33 protein-coding genes and 1 pseudogene are annotated in these 25,477 nt (G+C 65.4%); 20 read left to right on the top strand and 14 right to left on the bottom strand.

The genetic code is table 11. The annotated features are described in order from the left end of the window. Positions 1-162 precede the first annotated feature (162 nt). From AB0L82_RS31750 to AB0L82_RS31735, 4 genes are all read left to right on the top strand, one after another. A complete protein-coding gene (locus tag AB0L82_RS31750; protein WP_364644558.1) occupies positions 163-531 on the top strand; it encodes a hypothetical protein in 369 nt (122 codons plus the stop codon). A gap of 90 nt (positions 532-621) precedes the next feature. Continuing rightward, positions 622-1,260 carry a uracil-DNA glycosylase gene (locus AB0L82_RS31745; RefSeq protein WP_364644556.1) on the top strand — a complete coding sequence of 213 codons (639 nt, stop codon included), beginning with the start codon at positions 622-624 and terminating at the stop codon, positions 1,258-1,260. Between the two features lie 534 nt (positions 1,261-1,794). Next, complete coding sequence (locus tag AB0L82_RS31740) at positions 1,795-2,088, top strand: hypothetical protein (protein ID WP_364644553.1); 294 nt, start codon at positions 1,795-1,797, stop codon at positions 2,086-2,088. A gap of 94 nt (positions 2,089-2,182) precedes the next feature. Continuing rightward, complete coding sequence (locus tag AB0L82_RS31735) at positions 2,183-2,812, top strand: LysE family translocator (protein WP_364644550.1); 630 nt, start codon at positions 2,183-2,185, stop codon at positions 2,810-2,812. A gap of 82 nt (positions 2,813-2,894) precedes the next feature. On the opposite strand, the gene AB0L82_RS31730 is transcribed toward AB0L82_RS31735, so the two are convergent. Then, positions 2,895-3,446: a flavoprotein gene (locus AB0L82_RS31730; protein ID WP_364644547.1), complete on the bottom strand. Its 552-nt coding sequence runs from the start codon at positions 3,444-3,446 to the stop codon at positions 2,895-2,897. Positions 3,447-3,485: 39 nt separating this feature from the next. Next, positions 3,486-4,646 (bottom strand): helix-turn-helix transcriptional regulator, encoded by a 1,161-nt coding sequence (locus AB0L82_RS31725; protein WP_364644544.1) that lies wholly within the window; start codon positions 4,644-4,646, stop codon positions 3,486-3,488. Between the two features lie 127 nt (positions 4,647-4,773). On the opposite strand from AB0L82_RS31725, the gene AB0L82_RS31720 reads away from it, so the two are divergent. The 4 genes from AB0L82_RS31720 (at position 4,774) to AB0L82_RS31705 (ending at position 8,059) form a co-directional block, all read left to right on the top strand. Further along, positions 4,774-5,088: a hypothetical protein gene (locus AB0L82_RS31720; RefSeq protein WP_364644541.1), complete on the top strand. Its 315-nt coding sequence runs from the start codon at positions 4,774-4,776 to the stop codon at positions 5,086-5,088. Beyond that, positions 5,085-5,342 carry a hypothetical protein gene (locus tag AB0L82_RS31715; RefSeq protein WP_364644538.1) on the top strand — a complete coding sequence of 86 codons (258 nt, stop codon included), beginning with the start codon at positions 5,085-5,087 and terminating at the stop codon, positions 5,340-5,342. The genes AB0L82_RS31720 and AB0L82_RS31715 overlap by 4 nt, the downstream gene beginning before the upstream one ends. Positions 5,343-5,673: 331 nt before the next feature. Next, positions 5,674-7,257 (top strand): acyl-CoA synthetase, encoded by a 1,584-nt coding sequence (locus AB0L82_RS31710; RefSeq protein ID WP_364645166.1) that lies wholly within the window; start codon positions 5,674-5,676, stop codon positions 7,255-7,257. 40 nt (positions 7,258-7,297) lie between these two features. Beyond that, entirely contained in the window at positions 7,298-8,059 is a 762-nt protein-coding gene (locus tag AB0L82_RS31705) for a dienelactone hydrolase family protein (protein WP_364644535.1), read from the top strand. An 8-nt stretch (positions 8,060-8,067) separates the two neighbouring features. Here AB0L82_RS31705 and AB0L82_RS31700 read toward each other — a convergent pair whose 3' ends face one another. After that, the gene (locus tag AB0L82_RS31700; RefSeq protein ID WP_364644532.1) at positions 8,068-8,523 is read right to left on the bottom strand and encodes a hypothetical protein; all 456 of its coding nucleotides are present in this window, start codon (positions 8,521-8,523) and stop codon (positions 8,068-8,070) included. Further along, positions 8,520-8,867, bottom strand: a complete 348-nt coding sequence (locus tag AB0L82_RS31695; protein ID WP_364644529.1) for a YrdB family protein — start codon at positions 8,865-8,867, stop codon at positions 8,520-8,522. The genes AB0L82_RS31700 and AB0L82_RS31695 overlap by 4 nt, the downstream gene beginning before the upstream one ends. Before the next feature lie 93 nt (positions 8,868-8,960). On the opposite strand from AB0L82_RS31695, the gene AB0L82_RS31690 reads away from it, so the two are divergent. Continuing rightward, on the top strand, positions 8,961-9,587 hold the full coding sequence (locus AB0L82_RS31690; RefSeq protein ID WP_364644526.1) for a peptide deformylase: 627 nt from the start codon (positions 8,961-8,963) through the stop codon (positions 9,585-9,587). 4 nt (positions 9,588-9,591) lie between these two features. Here AB0L82_RS31690 and AB0L82_RS31685 read toward each other — a convergent pair whose 3' ends face one another. After that, entirely contained in the window at positions 9,592-10,269 is a 678-nt protein-coding gene (locus AB0L82_RS31685; protein WP_364644522.1) for a TetR/AcrR family transcriptional regulator, read from the bottom strand. A gap of 158 nt (positions 10,270-10,427) precedes the next feature. Here AB0L82_RS31685 and AB0L82_RS31680 point away from each other — a divergent pair, with 158 nt between their 5' ends. Next, on the top strand, positions 10,428-11,858 hold the full coding sequence (locus AB0L82_RS31680) for an MDR family MFS transporter (protein WP_364644519.1): 1,431 nt from the start codon (positions 10,428-10,430) through the stop codon (positions 11,856-11,858). 31 nt (positions 11,859-11,889) lie between these two features. Here AB0L82_RS31680 and AB0L82_RS31675 read toward each other — a convergent pair whose 3' ends face one another. Further along, complete coding sequence (locus AB0L82_RS31675; protein WP_364644516.1) at positions 11,890-12,570, bottom strand: TetR/AcrR family transcriptional regulator C-terminal domain-containing protein; 681 nt, start codon at positions 12,568-12,570, stop codon at positions 11,890-11,892. 66 nt (positions 12,571-12,636) lie between these two features. On the opposite strand from AB0L82_RS31675, the pseudogene AB0L82_RS31670 reads away from it, so the two are divergent. From AB0L82_RS31670 to AB0L82_RS31660, 3 genes and pseudogenes are all read left to right on the top strand, one after another. Beyond that, positions 12,637-12,774 (top strand): annotated as a pseudogene (locus AB0L82_RS31670) (FAD-dependent monooxygenase); the annotation flags it as partial. Between the two features lie 209 nt (positions 12,775-12,983). Continuing rightward, complete coding sequence (locus AB0L82_RS31665; protein ID WP_364644513.1) at positions 12,984-13,745, top strand: FAD-dependent monooxygenase; 762 nt, start codon at positions 12,984-12,986, stop codon at positions 13,743-13,745. Between the two features lie 112 nt (positions 13,746-13,857). After that, positions 13,858-14,058 carry a CsbD family protein gene (locus AB0L82_RS31660; RefSeq protein ID WP_364644510.1) on the top strand — a complete coding sequence of 67 codons (201 nt, stop codon included), beginning with the start codon at positions 13,858-13,860 and terminating at the stop codon, positions 14,056-14,058. Between the two features lie 14 nt (positions 14,059-14,072). On the opposite strand, the gene AB0L82_RS31655 is transcribed toward AB0L82_RS31660, so the two are convergent. Further along, positions 14,073-14,675, bottom strand: coding sequence for a hypothetical protein (locus AB0L82_RS31655; protein ID WP_364644507.1), 603 nt, complete (start codon positions 14,673-14,675; stop codon positions 14,073-14,075). A 183-nt stretch (positions 14,676-14,858) separates the two neighbouring features. On the opposite strand from AB0L82_RS31655, the gene AB0L82_RS31650 reads away from it, so the two are divergent. Next, positions 14,859-15,359, top strand: a complete 501-nt coding sequence (locus AB0L82_RS31650) for a hypothetical protein (RefSeq protein WP_364644504.1) — start codon at positions 14,859-14,861, stop codon at positions 15,357-15,359. Between the two features lie 188 nt (positions 15,360-15,547). Further along, on the top strand, positions 15,548-15,985 hold the full coding sequence (locus tag AB0L82_RS31645) for a response regulator (RefSeq protein WP_364644501.1): 438 nt from the start codon (positions 15,548-15,550) through the stop codon (positions 15,983-15,985). Positions 15,986-16,041: 56 nt separating this feature from the next. Here the strand turns inward: AB0L82_RS31645 and AB0L82_RS31640 are convergent, their stop codons facing one another. Both AB0L82_RS31640 and AB0L82_RS31635 read right to left on the bottom strand, forming a co-directional pair. Next, a complete protein-coding gene (locus tag AB0L82_RS31640) occupies positions 16,042-16,692 on the bottom strand; it encodes an alpha/beta fold hydrolase (protein WP_364644498.1) in 651 nt (216 codons plus the stop codon). Positions 16,693-16,773: 81 nt separating this feature from the next. After that, positions 16,774-17,646: an alpha/beta hydrolase gene (locus AB0L82_RS31635; protein ID WP_364644495.1), complete on the bottom strand. Its 873-nt coding sequence runs from the start codon at positions 17,644-17,646 to the stop codon at positions 16,774-16,776. Positions 17,647-17,768: 122 nt separating this feature from the next. Here AB0L82_RS31635 and AB0L82_RS31630 point away from each other — a divergent pair, with 122 nt between their 5' ends. Beyond that, complete coding sequence (locus tag AB0L82_RS31630; protein ID WP_364644492.1) at positions 17,769-18,659, top strand: alpha/beta fold hydrolase; 891 nt, start codon at positions 17,769-17,771, stop codon at positions 18,657-18,659. 35 nt (positions 18,660-18,694) lie between these two features. Here the strand turns inward: AB0L82_RS31630 and AB0L82_RS31625 are convergent, their stop codons facing one another. Further along, a complete protein-coding gene (locus tag AB0L82_RS31625; protein ID WP_364644488.1) occupies positions 18,695-19,099 on the bottom strand; it encodes a MerR family transcriptional regulator in 405 nt (134 codons plus the stop codon). A 49-nt stretch (positions 19,100-19,148) separates the two neighbouring features. Between AB0L82_RS31625 and AB0L82_RS31620 the strand changes: the two genes are divergently transcribed. Next, on the top strand, positions 19,149-20,030 hold the full coding sequence (locus AB0L82_RS31620) for an NAD(P)-binding domain-containing protein (RefSeq protein ID WP_364644485.1): 882 nt from the start codon (positions 19,149-19,151) through the stop codon (positions 20,028-20,030). A 115-nt stretch (positions 20,031-20,145) separates the two neighbouring features. After that, positions 20,146-20,811: an NAD(P)H-binding protein gene (locus tag AB0L82_RS31615; protein WP_364644482.1), complete on the top strand. Its 666-nt coding sequence runs from the start codon at positions 20,146-20,148 to the stop codon at positions 20,809-20,811. Positions 20,812-20,817: 6 nt separating this feature from the next. Here AB0L82_RS31615 and AB0L82_RS31610 read toward each other — a convergent pair whose 3' ends face one another. Continuing rightward, positions 20,818-21,339, bottom strand: coding sequence for a nuclear transport factor 2 family protein (locus tag AB0L82_RS31610; protein ID WP_364644479.1), 522 nt, complete (start codon positions 21,337-21,339; stop codon positions 20,818-20,820). 193 nt (positions 21,340-21,532) lie between these two features. Between AB0L82_RS31610 and AB0L82_RS31605 the strand changes: the two genes are divergently transcribed. Then, positions 21,533-22,942, top strand: a complete 1,410-nt coding sequence (locus AB0L82_RS31605; protein WP_364644476.1) for an amidase family protein — start codon at positions 21,533-21,535, stop codon at positions 22,940-22,942. 8 nt (positions 22,943-22,950) lie between these two features. Here the strand turns inward: AB0L82_RS31605 and AB0L82_RS31600 are convergent, their stop codons facing one another. Next, positions 22,951-23,682 carry a nuclear transport factor 2 family protein gene (locus AB0L82_RS31600; RefSeq protein WP_364644473.1) on the bottom strand — a complete coding sequence of 244 codons (732 nt, stop codon included), beginning with the start codon at positions 23,680-23,682 and terminating at the stop codon, positions 22,951-22,953. A gap of 60 nt (positions 23,683-23,742) precedes the next feature. Between AB0L82_RS31600 and AB0L82_RS31595 the strand changes: the two genes are divergently transcribed. Then, positions 23,743-24,336: a TetR family transcriptional regulator gene (locus tag AB0L82_RS31595; protein WP_364644470.1), complete on the top strand. Its 594-nt coding sequence runs from the start codon at positions 23,743-23,745 to the stop codon at positions 24,334-24,336. Here the strand turns inward: AB0L82_RS31595 and AB0L82_RS31590 are convergent. Then, on the bottom strand, positions 24,330-24,902 hold the full coding sequence (locus AB0L82_RS31590) for a WHG domain-containing protein (protein ID WP_364644467.1): 573 nt from the start codon (positions 24,900-24,902) through the stop codon (positions 24,330-24,332). The genes AB0L82_RS31595 and AB0L82_RS31590 overlap by 7 nt on opposite strands. A gap of 251 nt (positions 24,903-25,153) precedes the next feature. Then, positions 25,154-25,339 carry a hypothetical protein gene (locus tag AB0L82_RS31585; protein ID WP_364644464.1) on the bottom strand — a complete coding sequence of 62 codons (186 nt, stop codon included), beginning with the start codon at positions 25,337-25,339 and terminating at the stop codon, positions 25,154-25,156. Positions 25,340-25,477 lie beyond the last annotated feature (138 nt).

Below are 25,477 nucleotides of genomic sequence, written 5' to 3'. Positions count from 1 at the left end.
CGTACGTATCGTGGGCAATTCCTCAGTCGACGTCGGGAAAACCGGTAGTGAAAATCCACTGTCGGAGACAATGGTGTAATTGGTTCCGGGCGTGGATGGACCATTCGAACCGACGGGGCCGGGCTGCGCACCGCCCCCGCCGCCGCGTAGGAGGGGATCTGTGTGACAGACATTCTCGACGTGCTCCAGGCACGCTGCGCCGAGATCGCCGGCGAGGCGATCCTCTCCGGCGAAACCCACCCCGGCCTCGAACTCACCACCCGCGAAGTGGAAGACCTGATCAACCACATCGCCGACCTCCACCGCCGCCTGCACGAGCTGGCCGCCGCCCACCGCGACCTCGACGACCGCCACACCCAACTGCGCGACGCCACCACCGCGACGGGCGCCTCCCTCGACCGCATCCGCGCCGCCGTCGAACACCGCACCGCCCACCCCGAAGCCCAACTACGCCAAGCCGCCACCATCGCGCGCACCGCCGCCGAAAACCTGACAACCGCGACATTGAGCATCGAGGGCTCATCGAGCTGACTTGACACGCAGCCGAATTCAGCGCGCACCGGAACGCCTCGGAGATGGCACCCGCAGCTCTACCATCGAGACAGCCGATGGAGGAGCAGCATGGTCCTGGGACGCAATGCCTACCCCGACGTCGTCCGCGAGCGGATGTCGCGCGTCCGCCAGCCGCACGTAGCGCCGATAAACGCACTAGCCGATGAAATCGCGCGGGCACGCGCACTGGAGCCGGGCACGGTCCCCTATGTCGATCCGGATCAGGGCGGAATTCATGCCCGTGCACTGGTTCTGCTCGACAACCCGAGCACGATGGCAGAGGCGGGTACCGGCTCGGGACTGCTGAGTCTGGACAACAACGACGCGACCGCCCGCAACTGCCGCGAAGCGTACGACCGCCACGGTGTCAGCTGGAAAGACGTCGTGCACTGGAACGTCTGCCCCTTCCCCACCGCGAACACCAAGAACGGTGGCTCACACCTGTGGGAGCTGAAGGCGGGAGTCGTCTGGACCCGCCGCCTCGTCGATCTCCTGCCGGACCTCATAATCGTTCTGCCCCTTGGCAAGAACGCCCGCACCGGCTGGCAACTCTCAAACATCACCCGTCCAGATCTCTACGACTTCACCACCCGCGAGATCCCCCACTGCGGCAACCGCGGACTGAACAGCAAACCCGGCGCGCGAAAAGCATTCGATGACGCGATCCGAGACCTCAGCATCATGCTCGGCAGACCAGCGGGATCCTGACTGAATTACCTTCTGCTGCACTGAGGCGTCAGCAGCGGCTTGGCGGGACACCTCAAATCACGCCACGATCTGGCCAACGGCCGCGTCGGATACAACGACGCGCCCTGGGGCTGGCTTCCATCAGCAAAGCCCAGTTCCGGAAGACGCCTCTCACCTCCTATGGCGACGGCACCGCCAAAGATGTTCTCTCCGCGACCATCTCGTATTGGGGCACCCCGGGCATGTTCGACAATTCCATGCTCGCCGGTGACGGGATCACAACCGATTTGAACGTGTCCAGCACGGAAGGCGCGAACGACCAGGGCCCTGCGGTCCCGGATCCGAGCCACTGAACCATCGCTCGATCCCGGTCGCCCAGCAGTCGATCCCCTGCTGGGCGGCCGGTGCGGTGTCCGAAATCGGGTATATCACCGGCATCCCAGCTGTGAGACGCGCCGCGAAGTTGGGCCACATGCTTGAATTCACGTGCCATGCGGGCTAACGCTCTGTATGAAGTAGGCGAAACAGGCAAGGACCGCAAGGAGATTGACACCGATGGAAACCCAGACCCAGACCGCACCAGCGCTCATTTCCGATACGGATGTGGAATCCGCGATAGCGCTTGTGCGGGCGAAGGCCCCCGAAACCCGCTTCGGCCGCTTCAGCGCGCGCCGACCGGCCAACGGCGGCAAGTACATTCAGGTAAACCGCGTCGACGCCGACGGCATCGTGCTGCCGAACGGCTGGACCTTCCTGGTCGACCTGTCGACGCAAAAGGTGGTCCGCGTCGCGGTGGACCCGGAGAACTTCGACCCCAAGTCCGCTGTGCGCCACGGCATGACGTGCTAACCGGTCATATCGACCCGCACGCATCACATCGCACGCTGCACTCGACGTCAATGAGCCAGCCGGTATGGGCAGTTCGCCCATATAGGCTGCGCGCATGCCGCACGCTCTGCTGTCCTTCGCCGTAGTCGCGGGTCTGCTCACCCTGGTCCCCGGGCTGGACACCGCGCTCGTGCTCCGCGCCGCGATCAGTCGCGGCCGCGGCTACGCATTCGCCACCGCGATAGGAATCGGCACCGGCACGCTGGTGTGGGGCGTGGCCGCCGCGGCGGGAGTCTCCTTGCTGCTGACCGCCTCGGAACTGGCGTACACGAGCCTGCGCATCGCCGGAGCGATCTACCTGGCGTGGATGGGCATCACCATGATCCGCGACGGACTCCGCAAACGGGCGACCAATCCACAAGCCACACTGGATGATTCACCACCGAGCGCATTCGGAGCCTGGGCCCGCGGCCTAGGCACCAACCTCCTCAACCCCAAAGTCGGCGTCTTCTACATCGCGATGCTCCCCCAATTCCTCCCCGACGGGGTCCCACCGCTGCTGATGGGCTCCCTCCTCGCCCTCATCCACAACATCGAGGGCATGCTCTGGTTCACCGCCCTCATCACCGCCGCCACCCTCGCGAAAACCTGGCTCAGCCGCGACAGCGTCCGCCGCACGATGGACACCCTCACCGGTACAGTCCTGATCGCCTTCGGCCTGAAACTAGCCGCCGACCACCGGTGATGCCATGAGGTATCTCCGCTCGCGCGAGCCCGGCAGGTGTCGGTGACCGGAAGTACATTGCCGGACATGGCGTTGGATGAGGCTACTTGGGTATCGACCGCCACGGATGCTCCAGCAAGGCGCGCCAGGCCGCGTCCCAGGGGAACAGGTGAAGTAGACCTGATCCGTCTACAGGTGAGTGTTGATCACCGGTAACCATCGTTACGCCCCACTCGGACAGGTTGGCAATGGCGTTGCTGACGGCAGGGAAACTCCGCAGCGCCGAGTTCGCGTACGGCACCGCCACGACTGGCAGGCGTTTGCCGACAGCCTCCACGAGCAGGCCGAGGGGACGTGTGTCGGAGATGCCAGCAGCCCACTTGGCCAACGAGTTCGATGTGATCGGCGCGACGATCATCCCGTCAGCTGGCGGAAGTAGGTCGGCCGTACCGGGTTCTTTGTGCCGACTACGCACCGGATATCCGGTCTTGGCCTCCAACGCGTCGGCGTCGATGAATCGACGACCGTCAGGCGAGGCGATCACACATACATCCCACCCGTCTGTCTGCGCGATATCCACCAACTTTCCGACATCGCCGGCGGCGGTCGAGCCGGTGACAATGGCATACAGGACGGGCGCGCCTTGATCGTTCATGGTCCCCCAAATGTGCCGCTTGGTCGATGAAATCAACTGTCAGAGAGGGGAACCCAGCCAGTTGGCGAAACCGGCGAGAGTGTCGGTGCGGCGTTTCTCCGCCGCCGCGATGCCGTACAAGGTCTCCCGTACAGCCGGATGGAGGCGGGTTTGCTGCGGCGCGGCAGCGCGCGCCTTGTTCAATGCAGCCAATGCCCGTTCCGGTTTACCGGACATCAACCAGGCGCGGGCATTGTCCTGCCAGTGATGCCCGACTCGAGTTGGTGCGCGATGCCCAGCGGGAATCGACAGGCTCGCGCCCTGCACGGCTGCGCGGTTCGGGTCACCCGCTTCCAGTTCGACGGCGTGAGCGTGAATTTCGACATTGACCGGACCGAATGCGGTCACGTATTTGTCAGTTTCCCCGGTGCGTGAGGAAAGCTCGCGAGCTGCTTCGATGTGGTCCATGGCACCCGAATAGTCCAGTCGCCGTGCCTGATTCACCGCGCCGACCAGGTGTGCGTATCCGGCGAGCACCGGCGATCCGTGAGCCGAGTCGGTAGCGGCGACAACCGAATCGATCAGGCTGTCCGCGACTTCCGATTCGCCGTAGTGGGTGAGCATGCGCGCGCGGTCAAGCATCGCCAACGAGCCCCAGCCTGGATCATTGCCCGTAGGGGCGTAGTGGTCGGCCAGGTCCAGGGCGGGTAGCACGAGAGCGGGGCGGCCGGTGCGGCGAATCGTCCACCCTGCCAGAAGATAAGCGTTCGTCAGCACCGTGGACGCGCGGGCGTTCTCGTCCCCGCTGCTCTCACGGACCGCACCGTGAATCCGACGGATGAGGCCGGGAAGCTTCTCGATCGTATCGAGGGTGCGGTCCCGGCGGTACAACCGTTGCACCGCAACAAGTTCGGCGTCGAGTTCGGCCAGTGGTCCGGGCTCAATCGCACGAACGTATCTACCTTCGGCCAGCAGCACCGACAGTTCATTGACCGCATTCGACAGCGGTTTTCCGTCGTCGTAGGGTGCGCCGGTCAACTGCTCGGGAGTGATGCGCAGCGCCTTCGCGACAGCCGAGATGAATCCGGGGCTGGCTGGTTCACGACCCTGCTCCACGGCTTTCAGCATGGACAGGCTGTAGTTCGCCCGGTCAGCCAGTTGACGCTGGCCGAGCCCCGCAATCTTGCGCTCGACGGCGATCCGCTCACCTACATGCCCCATGAACCGAGCCTAGATCGAACATGCGCCGCGCTCTAGCGCTATCACCGGGCCGCACTGTCCCTTTCCTGTCCCTTCCCACTCTTGTTTGGCGCGAACCTCATATATGCGAATGACGAGAGGGGCTGTCATGAGGGCGCAACCGACGGCGATCGGATGGATGGACACCGAGGTATCCGGTGCTGCGGCGCAATGGGATCAGGCACAGCTGGTGCGGCTGGCACGACGCCTCGGGTACGTGCTGATCTGGCCGCCCGAGCGAACAGGTGTGTCGCTTGTCGATCAGGTGCGTATCGCCGATGTGGACGCTGTGCTGATGCCTTCGGCGAACCATCTGGATGCGCTCACCCTGGACCGACTCATGTCCCTTGCGGACGTGGAGACCGCCGTTCCCCGCCGAACATACGCCCGGGACTTCGGAGGGTGGCGCGGATGTCAGGCATGAGTCCACTCGATATGGCAGACCTTGCCGTACTGGGCACGCTGAACACTGCCGACGGCCTGGATATCGAACAGATCAGACAAGCGGTCGCGGTACCGCAGGCTGGTCCCGGGATGACATTGACCGATGGCGCTGTGCGCCGGATTCTGATCCGCCTCCAAGCCCGTGAGCTGCCCGAAAACAGCTCGGTGGGCTGGCAACTCACCTACCGCGGCCGCGCCTTGTGGGCATCGAAGGGGAGCCGTTTCACGCTGTAGGCCGGCTTGTCGAGGGCGAAGACGGCATCGATGGAGACGGGATGATGCGTTCGATGTCGTCGGTGCGCACGGTGGCCTCCGAACGGGCGCTCCACAGAGGCATGGGGCGTTGGATGTTTGCAGCAGTTCTCACCGTATCACCAGCGTGATGTGGAAGCTCTTTCCGCAAATAGTGTTGGCGGCCCATGCATTTGAAGTATTCGAGACATTTTATGTGAATCTGGATTCTGATGTGCAATAGTGGCAGGAAAGGTCGTTTCAGGAGGTGCCGGTGAGGGCTGCGGATTCGCTGCTGCGGGTGGGGCGGACGGTGACGGACGCGGTGTCCGCCATGGAGGTGTTGCGCAGGCGGGGGATGTTCGATGTGCGGCGGCCGGGGGAGGCGGTGCAGTCGATGCGGGATGCGGCGATTTATGGGCCGTTCACCACGATCCTGGCGCATGCGGCGCGGCGGGATCCGGGGGCGGACGCGATCAGTGATGAGCGCGGTACGTTGACGTTCGGGGAGCTCGATGCGCAGTCGAATGCGCTGGCGCGGGGGCTGAGTCTGGCGGGGTTCGGGCCGGGGACGGTGCTGGCGGTGCTGTGCCGTGATCATCGCGGGATGGTGTTGAGTCTGCAGGCGGCGGGCAAGGTGGGCGCGCGAGTTGTGTTGATGAACACCGGGTTCGCCAAGCCGCAGCTGGCGGATGTGGCTGCTCGGGAGAAGGTCGGGGCGGTGCTGCTCGATAGTGAGTTCGCCGGTCTGCTGGATGCGATTCCGGCCGAGATTCCTCGAATCCTCACGTGGGTGGATCAATCGGACGACCTCGATGAGAGCCTGCCGACGATCGATGATTTGATCGCCGCCAATTCCTGCGAGCCGCCCACTCCTCCGGCCAAGCCCGGCGGGCTGGTCATCCTCACGAGTGGAACCACCGGAACTCCGAAAGGCGCACCGCGCGATAAGGTTTCGCCGTTGCAGTCCGCGCAGTTCCTCGATCGGATTCCACTCCCCCGCGATGCCGCCATGGTCATCGCCGCCCCGATCTTTCACGGCACCGGACTGTCGCAGCTCATGCTCGGCTGGGCGCTGGGGAACAAGGTCGTCCTGTTGCAACGCAAGTTCGACCCCAAGGCGACACTGGCCGCGGTGGCCGAAAACCGTGCCGCCACATTGGTTCTGGTGCCGACGATGCTGCAGCGCATCGTCGACCTCGGACCCGAAGTGCTGCAGAGTGTCGACACTTCGTCGCTCCAGGTGATTTTCGCGGCCGGTTCCTCGGTCTCGCCCGATCTGAGTCGCCGCACCGCGGAGGCTTTCGGCGAGGTGCTCTACAATCTCTATGCCTCAACCGAAGTCGCGGTAGCCGCCGTCGCGACCCCGCAGGACATGCGCGAAGCGCCCGGCACCGTGGGCAAACCGCCCGTCGGGTGCCGCGTTGCGCTGTATGACGAAAACCGCCGCCGCATAACAGAACCCGGTATCACCGGCACCATCTTCGTCTCCAGCGGCCTGAGCTTCGCCGGGTACACCGACGGCCGCAACAAGGAAACCGTCGACGGCCTGCTCTCCAGCGGCGATGTCGGTCATTTCGACGCCGAGGGCCGCCTGTTCATCGACGGCCGCGACGACGACATGATCGTCTCCGGCGGCGAGAACGTCTTTCCCCTGGAAGTGGAGAACCTACTGGTCTCGCGCCCGGACATCCTCGATGTGGCGGTGGTCGGCGTCCCCGACCCGGACTTCGGAAAACGCCTGCGCGCCTTCATCGTCCCGGCCCCGCACACCACCATCGACCCGCAGTCGATCAAGGATTACGTCAAAGCCAACCTCGCGCGGCACAAGGTCCCGCGTGATGTCGTCTTCCTCGACGAGCTCCCCCGCAACGCCACCGGCAAACTCCTGCGCCGAAATCTGTCGACTATCGAATGAGGTACGTTCGAGGCCGACTAAGCAACAGGAGGCTGCAACGATGACTGCGCTGCAAGGTCATTCACTCGACATTCCCACCCCGGACGGCGTCGCCGACGCCTACCTCGTCCATCCCGACGACGACTCCGCGCACCCCGGCGTACTGGTGATCCAGGACGGTTTCGGGCTGCGCCCGAGCCTGCGCACCCTGGCCGATCGCATTGCGTCGCACGGCTTTACCGTGCTGCTGCCGAACGCCTTCTACCGCCACGGCCCGGCTCCGGTGGTCGACCTGCCCGATTTCATCGATCCGGGTGAGCGCCCGGAGATCTTCCAGCAGGTCTTCCCGATGATCCGCGATCTCACGCCCGATCGCGTACGCGCCGATGTCGGGGCGTACCTGGACTGGATGGCGGCCTCGCCCAAGGTCGCTCCCGGCAAGGTCGGGCTCACCGGCTACTGCATGGGCGCGCGCCTGGCGGTCATGGCCGCGGCCATGTTCCCCGAAAGCATCGGGGCGGTCGCCGGATTCCACGGCGGCCCACTGGTCACCGACGCCCCGGACAGCCCGCATCTGATGGTCGAAAACATCACCGGCGAACTGTATTTCGCGCATGCGGGCGAAGACCACCACATGACCCCGGAGCACATCGCCCAATTCGACAAGGCGCTGGAAGCCGCGGGCGTGCGCCACCGCACCGAGGTATACGACGGCGCGCAGCACGGGTTCACCCAGGCCGATACCGCCGCCTACGACGCCCAATCCGACGATCGGCACTACGTCGAACTGCTGGGCTTGTTCGACCGCACACTGCGTTCCTGATCGGGACCCTACGCCTCGACGCTCACTTCCAGCACCTTGCGCTCCGCATTGAGCGACACCGCGGGCCAGTAGCCATCCAGAAAATGCTGCCCGCAGGTGTCCTCGAGGTGCAGGACGACGGTGCCGTCCTCGCGCATCTCGATGGTGCTGACCCGAAGATCCTGCGCGGCGTCGTCGAGCTCCTCGGGCGCGTTCTCCGCACCGCCGAATTCGGTGACGACAGCGTCGGAGGCGGTGCGCGCCAAGGCCGCGAACGCACCCACCACATCCTCTAGATCCGGCAGTAACGCCCGCGCCCGCACCGGATCGCCGGTCCCGATCATCACCTCGACCTCGGCACCATCGACCTCGACGTTGCCGATGTACCAGTCGTGCTCGAGCACCTCCCCCGCACCGAGTTCGGTTCGGGCTCGGCGAAACTCACCGAACCGCGCATGGGTGAAGGCATCGGGCGAATCAGTCACGCGGACACCGTAACCAGGTGGATGGCAGCCAAATTCGCCACCACCACAATCGGATAGATCATCGCTGCTCGTCGATACCCGAGGCGGTACAGCGCCACCGCCGCGCCGCCGAAGACCGCGATCCTGGTCAGCACCGCCAGCGCGGGGACACTGAAGCTCGCCTGCGGCGCGGCGAACAGACCCCATACCGTCATGGCCGCCAGTGCCGCGGCCACTCCGCACACGACTTTCCACACGAGACCGCGCCCGTTCCGGGCACCCAGAAGCCCGATCGCGCCGAAGGCGATAAGTTCCATGAGGAATGCGAGGGTGAGGTTCGCGCCCCGCCAGATGTCGATGATCATTACCGCTCCGAGATCAGTGCTCTGTTTTGTGATCACTGTGTCACGTACGGTGATACGAGTCAAGAGCACTGCTCTCGGTGAAGAATGGCCGGTATGGAAATCGCGGAGTTGGTGACCGAGTTGGTCGAGAAATACCGGGGTGAGGCGGCACCACTGGTCGAAGTGGGCGATCCGGTACTGCGCGCGGTGGCCGAACCGGTGAATGGGCAGGTGGAGCCCGAACTGCTCCGGGACCTGGCCGAGATCCTGTTCGCCACCATGCACGCGGCCCCCGGGGTCGGGGTGGCCGCGCCGCAGATCGGAATTCCGCTTCGGATGGCGGTGCTCGGCGACTCCGCGATCGTGGCGGAAGAGATCGCGACCGCGCGCGGACGGCGGCCGCTGCCGGAGTTCACCATCATCAATCCGACCTACACCGCCGACGGCGGCGACATCGGGTTCTACGAAGGCTGCTTGAGCATGCCCGGATATCAGGCGGTGGTGTCGCGGCCCGAATCCATCGTGGCGACCTATCAGGATGTGGACGGCGTTCAGCACACCGAGCGGCTGACCGGTTGGCCCGCAAGGATTTTCCAGCACGAGACCGATCACCTGCACGGCATCATCTACATCGACAAGGCCGACACCCGATCGGTGACCACGAACGATCACCTGCGCGAACGCTGGGCGCAGCCGACACCGGCCGAAGCGGCTCGGGCCCTTGGATTCTCGCTGCCCTGAGCGGTCAGCGCCGGGCAGCCCGCGCGAGTAGGCCATCGATGACGACGTCGATGGCCACCCGGAACCGCTGCTCGGTATCACCCGCGACCAGCTCGGAGGCATAGGCGGTGACCAGCGGGAACCGCTCCGGGGGGAGGCTGGTGAAAGCCTTGTAGCCCGCGTCGGCCTGGCCCTGACTGTCGGAGTGCCGCGCATCGGCCTCGACGGCGGCGTGGGTGACCAGAATCGCGAAAATGTCTGTGGCCCAAGCGGCTTCCTGAGGTTCGAGACCGGCGGCGAGCAGAATGCCGAGCAGATTCTCGGTATAGGTCAGGGTGGCCTCGGTGGCGGGAGCCTCGGCCACAACAGTCGCGGCGATGCCCGGGTGCGCGATGAGCGCCTGATGCATGCGGGCCAGTAGCGCGTGGAGTTGTTCGCGCCAGCGCGCCGGATCCGGGGTTTCGAGGTCGACACTGGCGAACACGCGCTCCTGCATGGCCTGGATGAGCGCCTCGCGGTTGGCGACATAGACGTAGAGCGAGGACGGGCCGGTATCGAGTTCGGTCGCGACCCGGCGCATGGTGACCGCGGCCATTCCCTCCGATTGCAGTAGCGCCAATGCCGTATCGACGACCGCGTCCTCGCTCAGCGGCGCTTTGGCGGGGCGATCTCGGGTCGAGCGCTGACGGCTGGTGGAGGGCATCGGCGGCGGCTCCCTTGTATCTCGGCGATGGGACCTGTTGACAGGTGCAGCTTACAGCGTACTCTGTTCGTGACGAACACTGTTCGTGACGAACGTCGTTCGACCGACGTATTCAGCCTCTCACCAGCCTCGATCCGACCCCACCCCAGGAGGAACCCATGACCACCACGAGCAAACCCCAAGTCCCCGACTCCGATCGCATAGCTCCACACGTGTGGAAGATCGGGATCACCGTCATCATCGGCGCGCTGGCGGTGGTGTTCGACACCACCATCCTCAGCGTCGCCATCAACGATCTCGGGCGCGATCTGAACGCGCCGTTGAGCACCATCCAGTGGGTCAGCACCGGTTATCTGCTGGCGCTGGCGATCACCATGCCGATCGCCGGGTGGGCGCAGTCCGCGCTCGGCGGCAAGCGACTGTGGATCGTCTCGCTCGGCATCTTCCTGCTCGGCTCGATATTGAGCGCCTCGGCCTGGAATGCGCCGAGCCTCATCGCATTTCGCGTCGTGCAGGGCATCGGCGGCGGGTTCATGATGACCCTCACCGCCACCCTCATCATGCAGGCCGCGGGCGGCCGCAATATCGGCAAGCTCATGTCGCTGATCACCGTGCCCACCGCGCTCGGCCCCATCCTCGGCCCGGTGTTGGGCGGACTCATCCTGCACTTCGGGAACTGGCGCTGGATGTTCCTGATCAATATCCCGTTCGGCGTGATCGGCATCTGGCTGGCCATGCGCAACCTGCCCGCCGATGCGCCCAGCCCGCGCCAGCCGCTCGACATCATCGGTTTCCTGCTGCTGTCCCCCGGTGTCGCGGCCATCATCTACGGGCTCTCACGCATCGACGGCACCGCCGGATTCGCGGACGCGAAAGTGCTGGTGCCCGTGCTGATCGGCGTGATCCTGGTCGCCGCGTTCGCCGCGTGGGCAGTGCGCCGCCGTGCGGGAGCACTGGTCGATATCCGTCTGCTGCAACACCGCCCGCTGGCCGCCTCATCGGTGATGCTGCTGCTCACCGGTGCCGCGCTCTACGGCTCGATGCTGCTGCTCCCGCTCTACTTCCAGCAGGTCAGGGGCACCGACGCGCTCGGCGCGGGTCTACTGCTCATCCCGCAGGGCATCGGCACCCTGCTCTCGCGCTCGCTCGCGGGCAAGTACACCGATAAGTTCGGCCCGCGCCCGGTGGCACTGGCCGCGTTCGTCATCGCCTGCGTGGCAACGATTCCCTTCGCCTTCGTCACCGCAGACACCAGCGAGATCTTCCTCATGGCGGTGCTGCTGCTGCGCGGTATCGGCTTGGGCGCGGCCATGATCCCGCTCAGCGGAGCCGGGTTCAGCGGGATGAGTCACGATGAAATCCCGCACGCCAGCATCATCATTCGCGTCGCCCAGCAGCTCGGCGGCTCGTTCGGCACCGCGATCCTGCTGGTCATCCTGCAGCACGCCGCCGCCGGAGCCCACACCCTCGACGCACTCAATGACGGCTTCCACCAAGCCTTCTGGTGGGCGATCGTCGCGACCGCGCTGTCCATTCCGCTGTGCTTCCTGCTGCCGAGCAAACGCGAGAACGCCGAGACGGCCGCCTGACATGACCACGGCCGCAATGGATCACAGCGCGCTATCGCGCGATGCGCGCCTGGATACCGTCGAGCAGACATTCGAGACCGATTCCGAAAGTCTCGTCGGCGTCCAAGTGCGCGGCATCGCGGATAACCGTCGACAGTGCCGGAAACCGGCCGGTCGCGAAGGTGCGTTCCAGATACGGCCCGTAGGTCGCCTGCCACTGCTGTTTATCCATCCCGCTGGCCCGTTCGCTGCGCCGCTCGGTGATCTCGCGGCGCACCGCACCGATCACGTAGGCGTTGACCGCGTCGACGATCGGCATCACGATGTCGAGGTCGACACCGCTCATGGCGGCCACCACCGCTTCACCGCGCGCGAGGGTGTTCGGCCCGAGTTGCGGTCGCCCACCGATCAAATCGGCAAGCCATTCATGCTGATGAGCGGCTCGCCGCGTGGTTTCGGCGAGCGAGCGCAGCACCTGCCGCCAGTCCTGTCCGACCGGCTGGATCTCGGCGAAGACCGCATCGACCATCAGGTCGAGCAGCTCCTCCTTGGTGGCGATATAGCCGTACAGCCGCATCGGCCCGACATCGAGCACCGCGGCGACCTTGCGCAGCGAGACCGCCGCGAGGCCATCGGCATCGGCCAGCTGGATCGCGGCCGCGACGATCCGCTCCCGGCTCAATTGCGCGGGCACCGGGCGATTCGGCGGCTCGGGTCGTTCCCACACCAACATGCCGCTGACGATACATCGGCTTGCGTGATACAGTGTATTGGAAGATACGGTGTATCGGAGGGAATCATGACCATAGCCATTGCCGGAGCCGGATTGGGCGGGTTGGCCCTGGCCCGCGTACTGCACGTGAACGGCATCGAGGCCGTCGTCTACGAACGAGAACACTCGCGCGAGGCACGCGGCCAAGGCGGCATGCTCGATATCCATTCCGGGCAGCAGGCTTTGCGTGAGGCCGGGCTGATCGAGCAATTCCACGCGATCGCGCGCGGTGAAGGGCAGGACATGCGCCTGCTCGAACCCGACGGCACCCTGCTGCTCCAGGAGGACACCCCGACGATGCCCCGCTCGCCCGGCCCGAGGTCGACCGCGCGGATCTGCGCGACCTGCTGCTGGATTCGCTCCCGGACGGCACGGTGCGCTGGGGCCACGCGTTCGACTCCGCAGCCGAGGGGGTGCTGCGTTTCGCCGACGGCCGCACCTCCGACTATGACCTGTTGGTCGGCGCGGACGGCGCTCAGTCCCGAGTCCGCGCACTGCTCACCGACGCCCGCCCGACCCATATCGGCCAGAACGCCGTCGAACTCTGCATCTCCGATATCGATCGCACCCATCCCACGCTCGCGGCAATGGTCGGGCGCGGTAACTACTGGGTGCTCGGTGACGGCATATCGCTTGCGGCACAACGCAATGGCGACGGCCGCGTCCGTATCGGCGTGAGCTTCTACAACACCGCCGAGGACTGGTTCACCACCAGCGCGATGCCGTTCGACGATGCGGCGGCGGCCCGGGCACGACTGATCGAACTGCTCCCCGGCTGGGACCCCCGGTTCACCGGACTGATCGCGGCCGCCGACGACACGATCGTGCCCCGCTCGATCTCCACCCTCCCCATCGGCCTGACCTGGCCTTCGAAGCCGGATATCACGCTCATCGGCGATGCCGCGCATCTGATGCCGCCGGTCGGCGAGGGCGCGAACATGGCACTGCTCGACGGTGCGGTGCTCGGACGCGCGCTAGCGACACATCAGGGCGACTTCGCCTGTGCCATCGAGGAATACGAATCCGAGATGTACGAGCGCACCGGAGCGGCCGCCCGCAAGTCGGCAATGCTCCAGGACATGCTGATGGCTCCGGACGCCAGCCGCCGGCTGCTCGAATTCTTCCAACCGCACTGACCTGCCGAGGCAATTCCGGGACGAACGTGTGAATCAACCGAACCCGGGTATGGCTCGGATCAGGACGTCACCGATGCCGTTCGCGAGCCACCACCGAGAGGAAGGACCCGCCATGAGCACAGCAGATAACAAGGCCGAGGAGTTCAAGGGCCGCGCCAAGGAGGCCGCAGGCAGCCTCACCGGCGACGATGACCTCAAGGCCGAGGGTAAGGCCGATCAGACGTCCTCGTCGGTAAAGCAGCACATCGACGACGCCGCCGAGAAGGTCAAGGAAGCCGCCGAGTCGGTGAAGGACAAGCTGACCGGCCACTGACGCTCCAGGCGTGATCACATCGCGCGCGAATCCGCCGATCTGGTGGGTTCGCGCGCGAGTGCGCGCCGCACCACCGAGACTTCGGTGGCAACAAGCGCGATCAACAACGCACCTTCACCCGCGTTACCGAGCGGTGGGACAACCGGGGCCACAGCCGATGCCGCGGTCAGCGCGATCACTCCGGCCAGCAGCCACACCCACCGTCGCTGCCGCCACAGCCGCACGCCCGCGATCAAGAGGACGACGGTGACCGCCAATGCCGCAATCGGCGGACCGGCGGAGACCAGGTGGGTGTACCGGAGCGTATCGGCGAAAGTCCGAGGCACCAGGTTCAGCCGGAGCAGATCGGTGACCGCGCCCCACGCCATAAGACACACCACCGTGGGCCATACCCACCACGCGCGCTCCCGGAAGACTCGATCACCGGCCCAGACCAACAGCAGTGGGGTCAGGATCACATGACCGACGAAGCGCAGGACGCTCAGCACGCGGAGCGTGGTCCCCTCACCGAGCAGCGCGCCGGCGCCGAACACGGCCGAGTCGTAGGCCAGCCCGCATCCCACCACAATGATGAGCCAGCGCGCCCTGTCGATCGGCTCATGCCGACCGGACTTCACGAGCAACCAAGCAACGCAAGCCAACTGGGCTGCCGCCAGCGATATGAGCGCGCCGGATACCACAGCGAATTCCTCCACATCTACGGGCGATAGGGCGGCCGAATTCACCGGCCGCCCTATCGCCTGAAAGCGCTACCTCGGAAGCGCGTTGTCCAGTAGGTAATAGAGCTGGACCAGGGGCATATGAATGGCCTGGAACAGCGCCTCGAACACCTCACGCATGGCGATCATCTCCATCGGGTACGGCTTGTGCCGAACAACTTCGGGCTATTGATCCACGACGACCAGAACACGCTGCTCATCGTCGCAACCAACTATTTCATCAACGAGATATTTAAGCAACTGAAATATTTCTGCGACAACCGTCGTCTGCACCCGAACTCCCGAAGAGAATCAAACGCGCTGCGCTGCAACCTCTTTCGACGGATCAAAGCAACATCGCTCGATCGGCCACGCTCGCCGTCACCCCACAGGATGTTGATCACGTTCGGCTTGGAGCCTTGGCGGCATCGCCGAACCGGATGGTCACACGGGCTTAATGTCCGAAAATTGCCTGTGGATAGCAGAATTGGTGCGCACGCGGACTTGTACTGCGAATTAACCGCCGCGCGGCGGCCGAAAGCGCCTCCCCCAGCACGCGTTCGGCGCTCCGCCCAGCAGCGACACTCCGATGATACGCAGTAGATTCGATCACGAAATGGATGCGATCCAGCGCGCGGAGGCCAATTTCCGATTGCGTATTGCCGATAAATAGCTGAGGCGTTAGCGTGCGAAAGATGGCTCGGGTATCGACTTTTCGGCGAGGTGCAGATCGTCGGCGGGAAGTCGATTCGAGCTTCGACGGCAGGGTCGGGGCCGAAAGGGTAGGGATCGTGAATACACATCAGCTGTGCGGTCGCAGGGCAGCGCATCCGCTCATTCCCGCATCGCAGGACGAGGGTCCCGCGCTGGGGAGGATATTGCTCCTCGAGTGCCATGAGCCAAGTGCCGCAGCCATTGTCGGCGCGCTCTCCGGCGCGGGCTACGACGCCCTGCACGCGATGAACGCCGAACAGGGCATGGAGATCGCGCAGTGGTGGCGTCCGAGCCTGATCGTGCTGAGCCTGGCGCTGCCCGATCCGGGCGGGCTCGAGGCGTGCCGAAGACTGCACACCGCACTTCGGATCCCGATCATCATCGTCTGCGCGCAGTCGGATCCCGCCGTGGTCGGTGCGGCGATTGCCGCGGGCGCGTGCGACTATCTGCCCGCGCCGTTGCGGACCGGGGAACTGCTCAACCGGATACGCGCTCGCCTGCACCCGCGGGCATGAAAACGCTTGCACGGCATCAGCACCGAGCCGCGATCGCGCGGAACGATCCGAACGAATCACGGCTGTCCGCCGCGCCGTCCACGGTGGCCGTCTCCGGTAACACCGGAATTCGGTGAGCAGGGACCGACCTCGACCACGAACTGCGCTGCGACACTGTGCCATACGGAGAACTTGCGCAGCATGAAATGACCTGTGCGGGAGAGCCCGGACCACTGCGCGTCCACGCCACGACCGCGAGCGCGCACGGTCTGGCGACGTGAGGCTTCCGCATCGGTCCAACTGTCAGCGACACCGTGCAGCACGCGAACTCGGCAGGTCGGCGGGATCAGGTCGGCGTCCTCGTCCGGCCACCACGGCGCGAGGGCGACGATGCCAGTGATGTCGTGCGCGGCGGCCAGGTGTGCGGCGACCCGCGCACCCATGGAGTGTCCGACCAGGATGATCGGGCCCGCCTGTGAGCCTGACGCGCGTACCGCCCGTGCGCCGTCGGCGACCGGGTCCAAATCCGGTGCGTTCCAGCCGCGGTGGCGATAGCGCACCTGTTCGACCATGTAGTCGGGGCCGAGCCGCCGGCGCAGGCTGCGAGCCAGTAGTGCGGCGCGCACCTGGGCGAGTTGCCAGGGACGAACCCGGGCACGACTGCGCTCCTGCCCGCCGGGCAGCACCAGCACGTGACCGGACGGACGTGGGTGGTCGACTCTATGCACTCTTCGATTTCGACACCGGCTCATCTCCGGTTTGGAGCGCGATTTGCCGACCTGGCAGCGACAGCTGCCTGCAACCGCGAGTCAGCAGAAGAACTCGAGGAATCTGCGGGAGACGAGGTCGGGGGCTTCCTCGGCCAGGAAGTGTCCCGCGCACATCGCCTCGCCCTCCACATGCGTGCACCACCGGCGCCAGATCTCCAGCGGCTCATACCATTGCGCGAGCGCACCCGAAGCGCTCCACAGCACCAGGGTGGGACAGCTGATCGGCCTTCGAGGGCCATCGATCCTGTCGACGTCGGCGTCGATCGTGGCAGCGCAGCGATACTGCGCACAGATCGCCTGCACCTGGGACCGATCGTGGAATTGCCGTCGATAGGCGCGTCTATCGTCCTCGTCGAACTCGAAGCCGGGGTCCGCCCACGCGTCCAGCACGTGATCGATGAATCCGTCCGCACCGGCGAGAATCAGATTCTCCGGTACCGGTGCGGGAGCGGCCAGGAAACTCCAGACCCAGAAGCCGAGCGCGAAGCGGTGATCGGCACGATCGAAAGCCTCGGCGGTCGGCACGATATCGAGCACGGCGAGCCGACGCACTCGCTCGGGATGGTCGATCGCCATTCGATAGGCGCACCGCGCTCCGCGATCGTGCCCCGCCACATCGAATCGGTCGAATCCCAGTGCGGTCATGACCTCTGTCTGGTCGAGGGCTAAGCCACGCATCGAGTAGTCCGCAACAGAGGGCGACGGGGCACTACTGCCGCCGTAGCCGCGCAGGTCTGTCGCGACAACCGTGTGCCCCGAGGCGAGCTGGGCTGCGACCGCCGCCCACATCAGGTGCGTCTGCGGAAACCCGTGCAGCAGAAGCAACGGCGGCCCCTGGCCCCCGATCACGCCGTGGATAGTCCCGGCCGTGGTGCCGACGTCGAACTCTCGAAATCCCTTGGGGAATCCCATACCTCACGATAGGCGCGCAGGCATCCCGCGTTCGTCCCGTATAGGTCGACCGCCATTGTAATGGTACGTACATATCATTTATGTGGTACGGTCATATCATCAACGATGATGGAGGGGCGGCCATGGCCAAGGTTGGGCAATTCAAGAACGAGCGGGCACGAACGGACTTCCTCGCCGCCTACGACGCGCTGGCGGCGCAGTCCGCGCTGGAGGCGGAAACCCGGGAAATCCCAACGTCTTTCGGTACCACTCATGTGCGCCGGTTCGGAAAGGGCGCGTGCACACCGATCGTGCTGTTGCATCCGTTCGGCGGGAACGGCCTGTACTGGGACTTCGTCGCGAAGGATCTTGCGGATGACCGTGTCGTGTACGCGTTGGACACGATCGGGACGGCGGGGAAGAGCGTGCAGACCGCGCCGATTGGTGGTGAGGCGGATTTAGCGGGCTGGTTCGGCGAGGCTTTGACCGGTCTCGGGATCGACCGTGCGCATGTGGTCGGTCTGTCACAAGGGGCCTGGCATGCCTCGATCGTGGGACTGCGACTGCCACAACGAGTGGCGAGCGTGACTCTGATCGAGCCGAATGGCGTGATCACCAAGATGAAATGGAGCGTGCTGTTCAAGATCCTGCGCTTCGGAATGCACCCGTCCGAGGAGGACTGGCGCAAAATGAACGCCTGGATCACCCCCGGCGTCACCATGAGCCGGGCCCAATTCGATTGCGCGAAAGCCTCTCTCGGCTATCGCACCCGGCTCGGCTGGGCACGCGTGCTCAAAGACGCTGAACTGCGGTCATTCCCGACGCCGATGCTGGCCATCTTCGGAGGCGACTCGGTCGCATGCGATCCGATCGCGGCCGTACGGCGAATCACCAGCCTCGTCCCGCACGCCGATACCGAGATCTACCCAGGAATGGGCCACGGCGTACTCGACCAGATACCCGAGCGGGTCATTCCCCGAATCCTCGAACACGTACGACGGCACGACCTTTCGTCCGCGTCCACCTCGGCCTAGGCACGAGTCATGAGAGCAGGCAGGCCCGAGACGAACTATGCGGGTACGCGATCCACATCGCCATCGAACGGCGGATACGTGTCCGCACCCGTCTGTTCGGCGGCATCGATGTAATCGGACAGGGCCGCACGCGATTTCGCGAGGGCCGCGATCTGATCGTCGATGCGTTGCATCCGGGATCGCATGGCGGACACCAGTTCCGGGCAGCCGGCCAGCTCGGGGACTTCGCCGACCGCACACGGCAGCACGTAGGCGATGTCCTCGGAGGACAGGCCCGCCCCGAGCAGATGCCTGATCTGTTTGACCCGAAGCACCGCGGTTTCGTCGTAGTCGCGGTAGCCGTTGGCGCTGCGCCCGGCCTCCAGCAGTCCTTGCGACTCGTAATACCGCAGCTGATGCGCGTTCACCCCGGTGCGCCGACTCAATTCACCGATAAGCATCGAATTCTCACTTGACCTTCACACTGGTATCAACGTTGACCATGGTGCCATGAGCAATAACGAAACCCCCGTGACAGTCCTCGGTCTCGGCCTGATGGGCCGGGCGCTGGCCAGCGCTTTCCTTGCCGCCGGGCATCGCACCACCGTATGGAATCGCACACCCGCCAAGGCCGAACAGCTCGTCGGCGAGGGTGCGACGGTCGCATCCTCGGTCGGCAAGGCGATCGCGGCCGGTGCCGTGACGATCATCTGTCTCACCGACTACCGCGCGGTGCGTGAGCTGCTCGACGATCCCGAAATCGACCTGACCGATACGACACTGGTCAACCTCACCTCCGGGAACTCGACCCAGTCCCGCGACGCCGCGCTCTGGGCTGAGCAACGCGGTGCGCGCTACCTGGACGGCGCGATCATGGCCATCCCGTCCACGATCGGCACCGCCGAGGCGACCATCCTGCTCAGCGGACCACAACCGGTCTTCGACGCCCACCAGCAGCCGCTCGAAACACTGGGCGTCAACACATATCTGGGCGCGGACCCCGGACTTGCTTCGCTCTACGACGTGGCCGGACTGACCATGATGTGGAGCGTCCTCAATGCCTGGTTGCAGGGCACCGTCATGCTCCGCACCGCCGGTGTGGACGCCACCACCTTCGCCCCCTTCGCCCGGCAGATCGCAGCCGGTGTCGCCGAATGGCTCCCCGGCTATGCCGCGCAGATCGATCAGGGCGACTACTCCGTGACCGTGGCCCCACTCGAAACCGAAGCTCGCGCAATGGAACACATGGTGCAGGAGAGCGAGCTACTCGGGGTGAACACCGAACTCCCGAAGCTGATCAAAGCGATGGCCGATCGTGCGATCGCCGCAGGCCACGGCGGCGAGCAATACCCCGTGCTCATCGAGGAATTCACCAGGAATCACGCCAACTGAGGTACCTGCTCGCGGTGGCAGCCGCGGTGATCGCACGTCACTTCGGGCTCGGGAAGGGCCGGTCGCAGGGCGTTGGGTCCCCGCCATTCCGCTGCCGATGAGGCAGGATTCCGGCATGAAGGTAATTCTGTTCGGTGCGACCGGGATGATCGGTCAGGGGGTGCTCGCGGAGTGCCTGCGCGATGATCGGGTTGGGCAGGTGCTGGCCCTCGGGCGCAGTTCGCTGGGGATCGAGAATCCCAAGCTGCGGGAGTTGATTCAGGCCGATCCGTCCGACCTGTCGGAGATCGCCGGGGAGTTGGCGGAATTCGACGCCTGTTTCTTCTGCCTCGGGGTGTCCTCGGTCGGCATGAAGGAGCAGGACTATCGGCGGATCACCTATGACCTGACGCTGCGCGTGGCGAATACGCTGGCGGCGGCGAATCCGAAGATGACGTTCATCTACGTTTCCGGGCAGGGCACCGACAGCACCGAGCAGGGGCGGTCGATGTGGGGGCGGGTCAAAGGTAAGACCGAGAACGATCTGCTCGCACTTCCGTTCCAGGGGTATATGTTCCGGCCCGGATTCGTGCAGCCGATGGACGGCGTGGTCTCCAAGACCCCGCTGTATCGCGCCGCCTACGCGGTGACCGGGCCGTTGATCCCGCTGTTCAAACGGCTGGCACCGAACGCGGTCAATGACAATCGGGAGATCGGGCGTGCGATGATCTCGGTCGCGGAGTCCGGCGCGGAGACCCGGGTGCTCAAGCCGCGCGAGATCAACGCCCGGGCAAGGCAATAGCGGCGATCAGCCGAATATCGCGGTCGGATCACCTGTGTACCAAGTGTTTTCGATGCGCATTCGGTGGATGAGCCAGCGCTCGCCGTCGCGCCGTAGTTCGAGAATGTAGGGATTCTTGAGCAGCGCACGGGTTTCCGGTGCGGCGGTGAGCAGGTGCTGGGCCTCGACCAGGGCGGTCATATAAGCGGTGTCGCCCTCAACTCGTACCCGCACATTGGTGACCTGGTGGGTGGTGTCCACACGCCCGGTGAACATCGCGAGGATGGTGCTGACGATGGCGTCCCGCCCGGTCATGACGGGCGGGTTCGCTCCCCATTTCGCGGCCGCGGGCCGGAAATCCAGTTCGGCGTCGACGGTGAACGCCGAGGCGAACAGCTCCTTGTTCTTCAGATCCTGACCGAGCGCGAAACGGTACAGGGCGTCGGCGATTTCGGCCCGATCACGCAATTCGGCGACGACCGCCGCGGCATCTTCGGCGGCTGCGGCCACGGCTCGATGATTGATTTCGGGATGCTGTTCGTACGACATGATTCGAACCGTATGCCGGTGCAGGTGCCGCGCCCGGGGACCCGATGCGCCAATATCGGGACCGGGCCCGCCACTCGATCTCCGCAAGGTTTAGTCACGCTGATGAAGCGTTGACCGAACACCTGTTGATCGAGTGCCGTTGCACGACCGAAGGTTTGGGTGAACATACTCGCCCACCATCCAGGAGTCAGTAGTGACGACCACTCGGTCCACCGCATTGTGGACCCAAGACGCGCAAACCCTGGCAGGCATGATCGCCTCCGGCGACGTGAGTGCCACCGAGGTGGTGTCCGCGCACCTGCGCCGCATCGCCGATATCGATCCGGTCGTCCACGCCACCACCTCGGTGCTGGCCGATACCGCGCTCGGCGCGGCGGCCGCGATCGATCGCGGGGACGGGCCGCGCGGGCCGCTGGCCGGGGTTCCGTTCACCGTGAAGAACAATCTCGATGTCGCCGGTGGCGCGACCAGTTGGGGCGTCGGGGCATTCGCGGGCGCGGTGGCCGCGCAGGATGCCCCGGCCGTCGCCGCGCTGCGGCGGGCGGGCGCGATTCCGATCGCCCGCGGCAATATGCCGGACTTCGCCACGCGCTGGCATACCGACAATGACGCCAACGGTCCAACCCTCAACCCTTGGAACGCTTCTCACAGCCCCGGCGGTTCCAGCGGCGGTGATGCGGTGGCGGTCGCGACGGGGATGACCCCGCTGGGACTGGGCACCGATTTCGGCGGATCGCTCAGGGTACCGGCGGCGTTCACCGGTGTCGCCTCGCTGCGCGTCACCCCGGGGCGGGTCGCGGTGGCGTCCAGCCTGCCCGGGCCCGCTCCGACGCCGACGAATCAATTGTTCGCCGCGCCAGGGCCTTTGGCTCGATCGGTGCGCGATCTCGCGTTGGTCTTCGAACTGTTGCTCGCCGATGATCCTCGCGATCCCTCTTGGATTCCCGTGCTCGACTCCCCCGATGGCACACCACCCGCGGTCGCGGTCACCTTCGACGGCGGAGCGGGCAGCCTCGATCCCCAGGTCCGCGATGCGGTCCGGCGCGCCGCCGACGCGCTCGCCGATGCCGGGCATCCAGTCACCGAGCAGACCCCGCCGCAGCTGATCGAAGCCACGACCTCCTACGGGCGATTGGTCTCCACCGAATTGCTGCCCCAGCGACTGGACTTCATGCGCCAGGTCGGCAGTGCCGGGCTCAACGCGTTCCTCGGTGCGGCGCTCGAACTGTTCCCGCCGCTCGATCTCGCGGGATACATTTCCGAACTCGGTGAGCGGCTGCGCGTGCGCGCGGCGTGGTCACTGTTCCTGCACGAGTATCCGATCGTGCTGGGGCCGGTATCGGGGCAACTGCCGTGGCCGGTCGGATACGACCTGGGCGGGACCACGGCGGTGGCCACGATGTACGACGCTCAGCGCCTCACCGTCGCCGCGAATTACCTTGCGCTGCCAGCGGTTACGGTCCCGGCGGCGCTATCGAGCGAGGGCCTTCCGATCGGGGTGCAGCTCATCACCGCACCGTTCGCCGAACGCCGGGCACTGGCCGCCGGGGCGCATATCGAAGCGGCGTTCCGGCCCGAGACCCCGATCGATCCGAGGTCCTGAGCGGGGTTTCAGCGGCGGCCGAGCGTGGTCGCGACGCGAGTGGCCAGTCCCGCGCCGCGCATGAGCCAGGCGAATTTCCTTGTCGCCGGGCCGGGTAGCAGACCGGCCGTCTGCACGGCGTCGATGAGGTCGTAGAGGGTCTCACCCTCGTACATCAGGTGATCGGTATTGAAGTGGTATCGGTCGACCGCGGTGCACTGGACGAAAGCGCCATTTCCGGGCAGGGCCACCGCGTCGTCGCCGTAGGGATGCAGTTTCAACGGTCCGGCCAAATGCCCACTGCCGTAATATCTTACGACCATGCGGACCTCACCGTCGGGGCTGATGTCGACGTAGGACTGTCCGGGAATCGGATCGTAGCGCCAATCCGGGATCGCATCGAAGAACGCGAAGTTGTAGGTGACGAACTCGTCGAGCCCGACCATGGTCGCACCCAAGGTCGTGACGTCCTTGTACTTCAGATCGGCGGTGTAGAGCTCGTGGTTGTAGCTCATATCCCGCGCCTGCCAACTCCACCAATACTTCTTGGCCCAGTCGAGCGTCCAGGCGATATCGAAGCCGTGCGCGGCATACCAGTCGATCTTCTGCTCGTATTCGGCGAACCAGGTCGTGGTCATGGCCGTGAGCGCGTTCTCGTCGAGCACCGGGACCGGTACCGCGCGATTGGTCAGGATCGATGGAATCGGTTGTGCCAGGCGCGATTGCCCGAGCGCCCGCTGGAATTGTGCATCGGTGAACATCGCATCTCCATCTGGAACCAGCTGCTTTCTGAAGCAGATGGTTCCTGATAGATTCCAGGTGTGTCAAGGAGCTACGGCGGGCGCACCGCCACCGACCGCGTCGCCGACCGGCGCGCACAGCTGATCGCCGCGGGTGTGAGCGTGGTGGGCACGGAAGGTGTTGCCGCACTCGGCATGCGAGCGGTCTGCCGGGAAGCCGGGCTGAGTCAGAAGTTCTTCTACGAGAGCTTCACCGACACCGACGAGCTGCTGCACGCAATCTATGCCGCGGCGTTATCGGAATTGGAGCAGGCGGTGGCGAGCGCGGTCGCGGCACAGGATCTGCCCGCGATCGTCGACGCCGCCGCGCGGGCGATGGAGGCCGACCCGCGGCTGTGCCGGATTCTGCTGGTCGAACCCGTCGCCGATATGCGCCTGCGCCGCCACGTACGCGAGACGATTCCCGCCCTCACCACGGCCGCGCTGGGTCACCTGTTCCCCGGATCCCCCGACGACCCCGAGGTCCGCATGCGTTTCTCGGCCCTGTTCGGCGCCCTGATCTCGCTATTCGTGGAATGGACGGAGGGCAATCTGGGCACCGACCGCGACGCGTTCGTGCGTCACACCACGACTGTCGCAACCCAACTGCTGGGCGCGCACAGCCCCGCTCAGTAGGCGGGCCACTCCGACAGCGCGGTGTGCAGCGCGTCCAGAATCCGCGTCCAGGACTCATCGGTGCCGCGCGAATGCGCGAATCCGCCACCGGCCTCGAGGGTGGCGAAACCGTGAAAAGTGCTGCGCAGCAAGCGACCCGCGTCCAACCCCTCGGACTCACCGAGCCCGTACCCGCGCAATACCGCCGTGGTCAACTCGATGCTCCGCACCAACGCGGGCTCACCGGCGATCTCGGCCGGATCCATCCGAATCTGCGTCGCCGCATACCGTTCCGGATACTCGAGCACGTACCCCCGATACGCGTTCGCGAACGCCACCAGCGCATCCTTACCGGATCGCCCGGCAACGGCGGCCCCGATCCGATCGTTCAACTCCGCACTGGCCAGCAACGCCACCCGCACCCGCAAATCGTGCAGGTTCCGCACATGCACGTACAGGCTGGGATCCTTCACCCCCACCCGCCGGGCGAGCGCCGACAGCGTGAGCTTGTCGAACCCGATCTCATCGGCCAACTCGGCCGCCGCAGCGACAACTCGTTCCCTGGTCAAACCGGCCCTGGGTGACATCCAACCTCCTCCTACACATCCTAAGGCAGAGCCTAGGGATCGTAGGTTTCCGCTGGGTCGAGCAGCGATAGCGGGATTTGCGCGCAGCGCGAGTACGCCGCGTCTCCCGCCCGGGTCGGCACCACGGTGCTGATGCGGAACAATCCTCGGTCGACCGCTGCCACCCCCTCCGACACCGACAGGGCGCACGACCACTGAACCAGCTGTGGGTATCGGTACTCAGCCGCAGTTTGCCGATTCAAAGTTCCGTTCTACGTCAATCGGATTCGCCACGACGGAGCCAGACCCGCGACCCGCGCACGGCCACCCGCAGCCCTGCGAGAAGTGCGGGCACGCCGCGTCTCCCACCAGTAGGTGGCGGCCACCGTGATGTAGGCGGCGGCCACACCCATGACCGGCATCAGAATCCCTAGTGCCACAATCACTGCCATCGACATGAGAACTCCCTCCGGAGTCGATCTCCCGGCTGCTCTGCCGCTCTCACTTGTCGAACCCACGGTGACACACTTTCCATACCCTCGCGAATGTGGGATTCCCCACTGAGGGAGGTGCCGGAGCACTGAAACGCACTGTGC

This window comes from Nocardia sp. NPDC052001 (assembly GCF_040680615.1).
Taxonomy (GTDB): domain Bacteria; phylum Actinomycetota; class Actinomycetes; order Mycobacteriales; family Mycobacteriaceae; genus Nocardia.
Note: the sequence above shows the minus strand (reverse complement) of the source record. Positions and strands in the feature narration are given on the sequence as shown.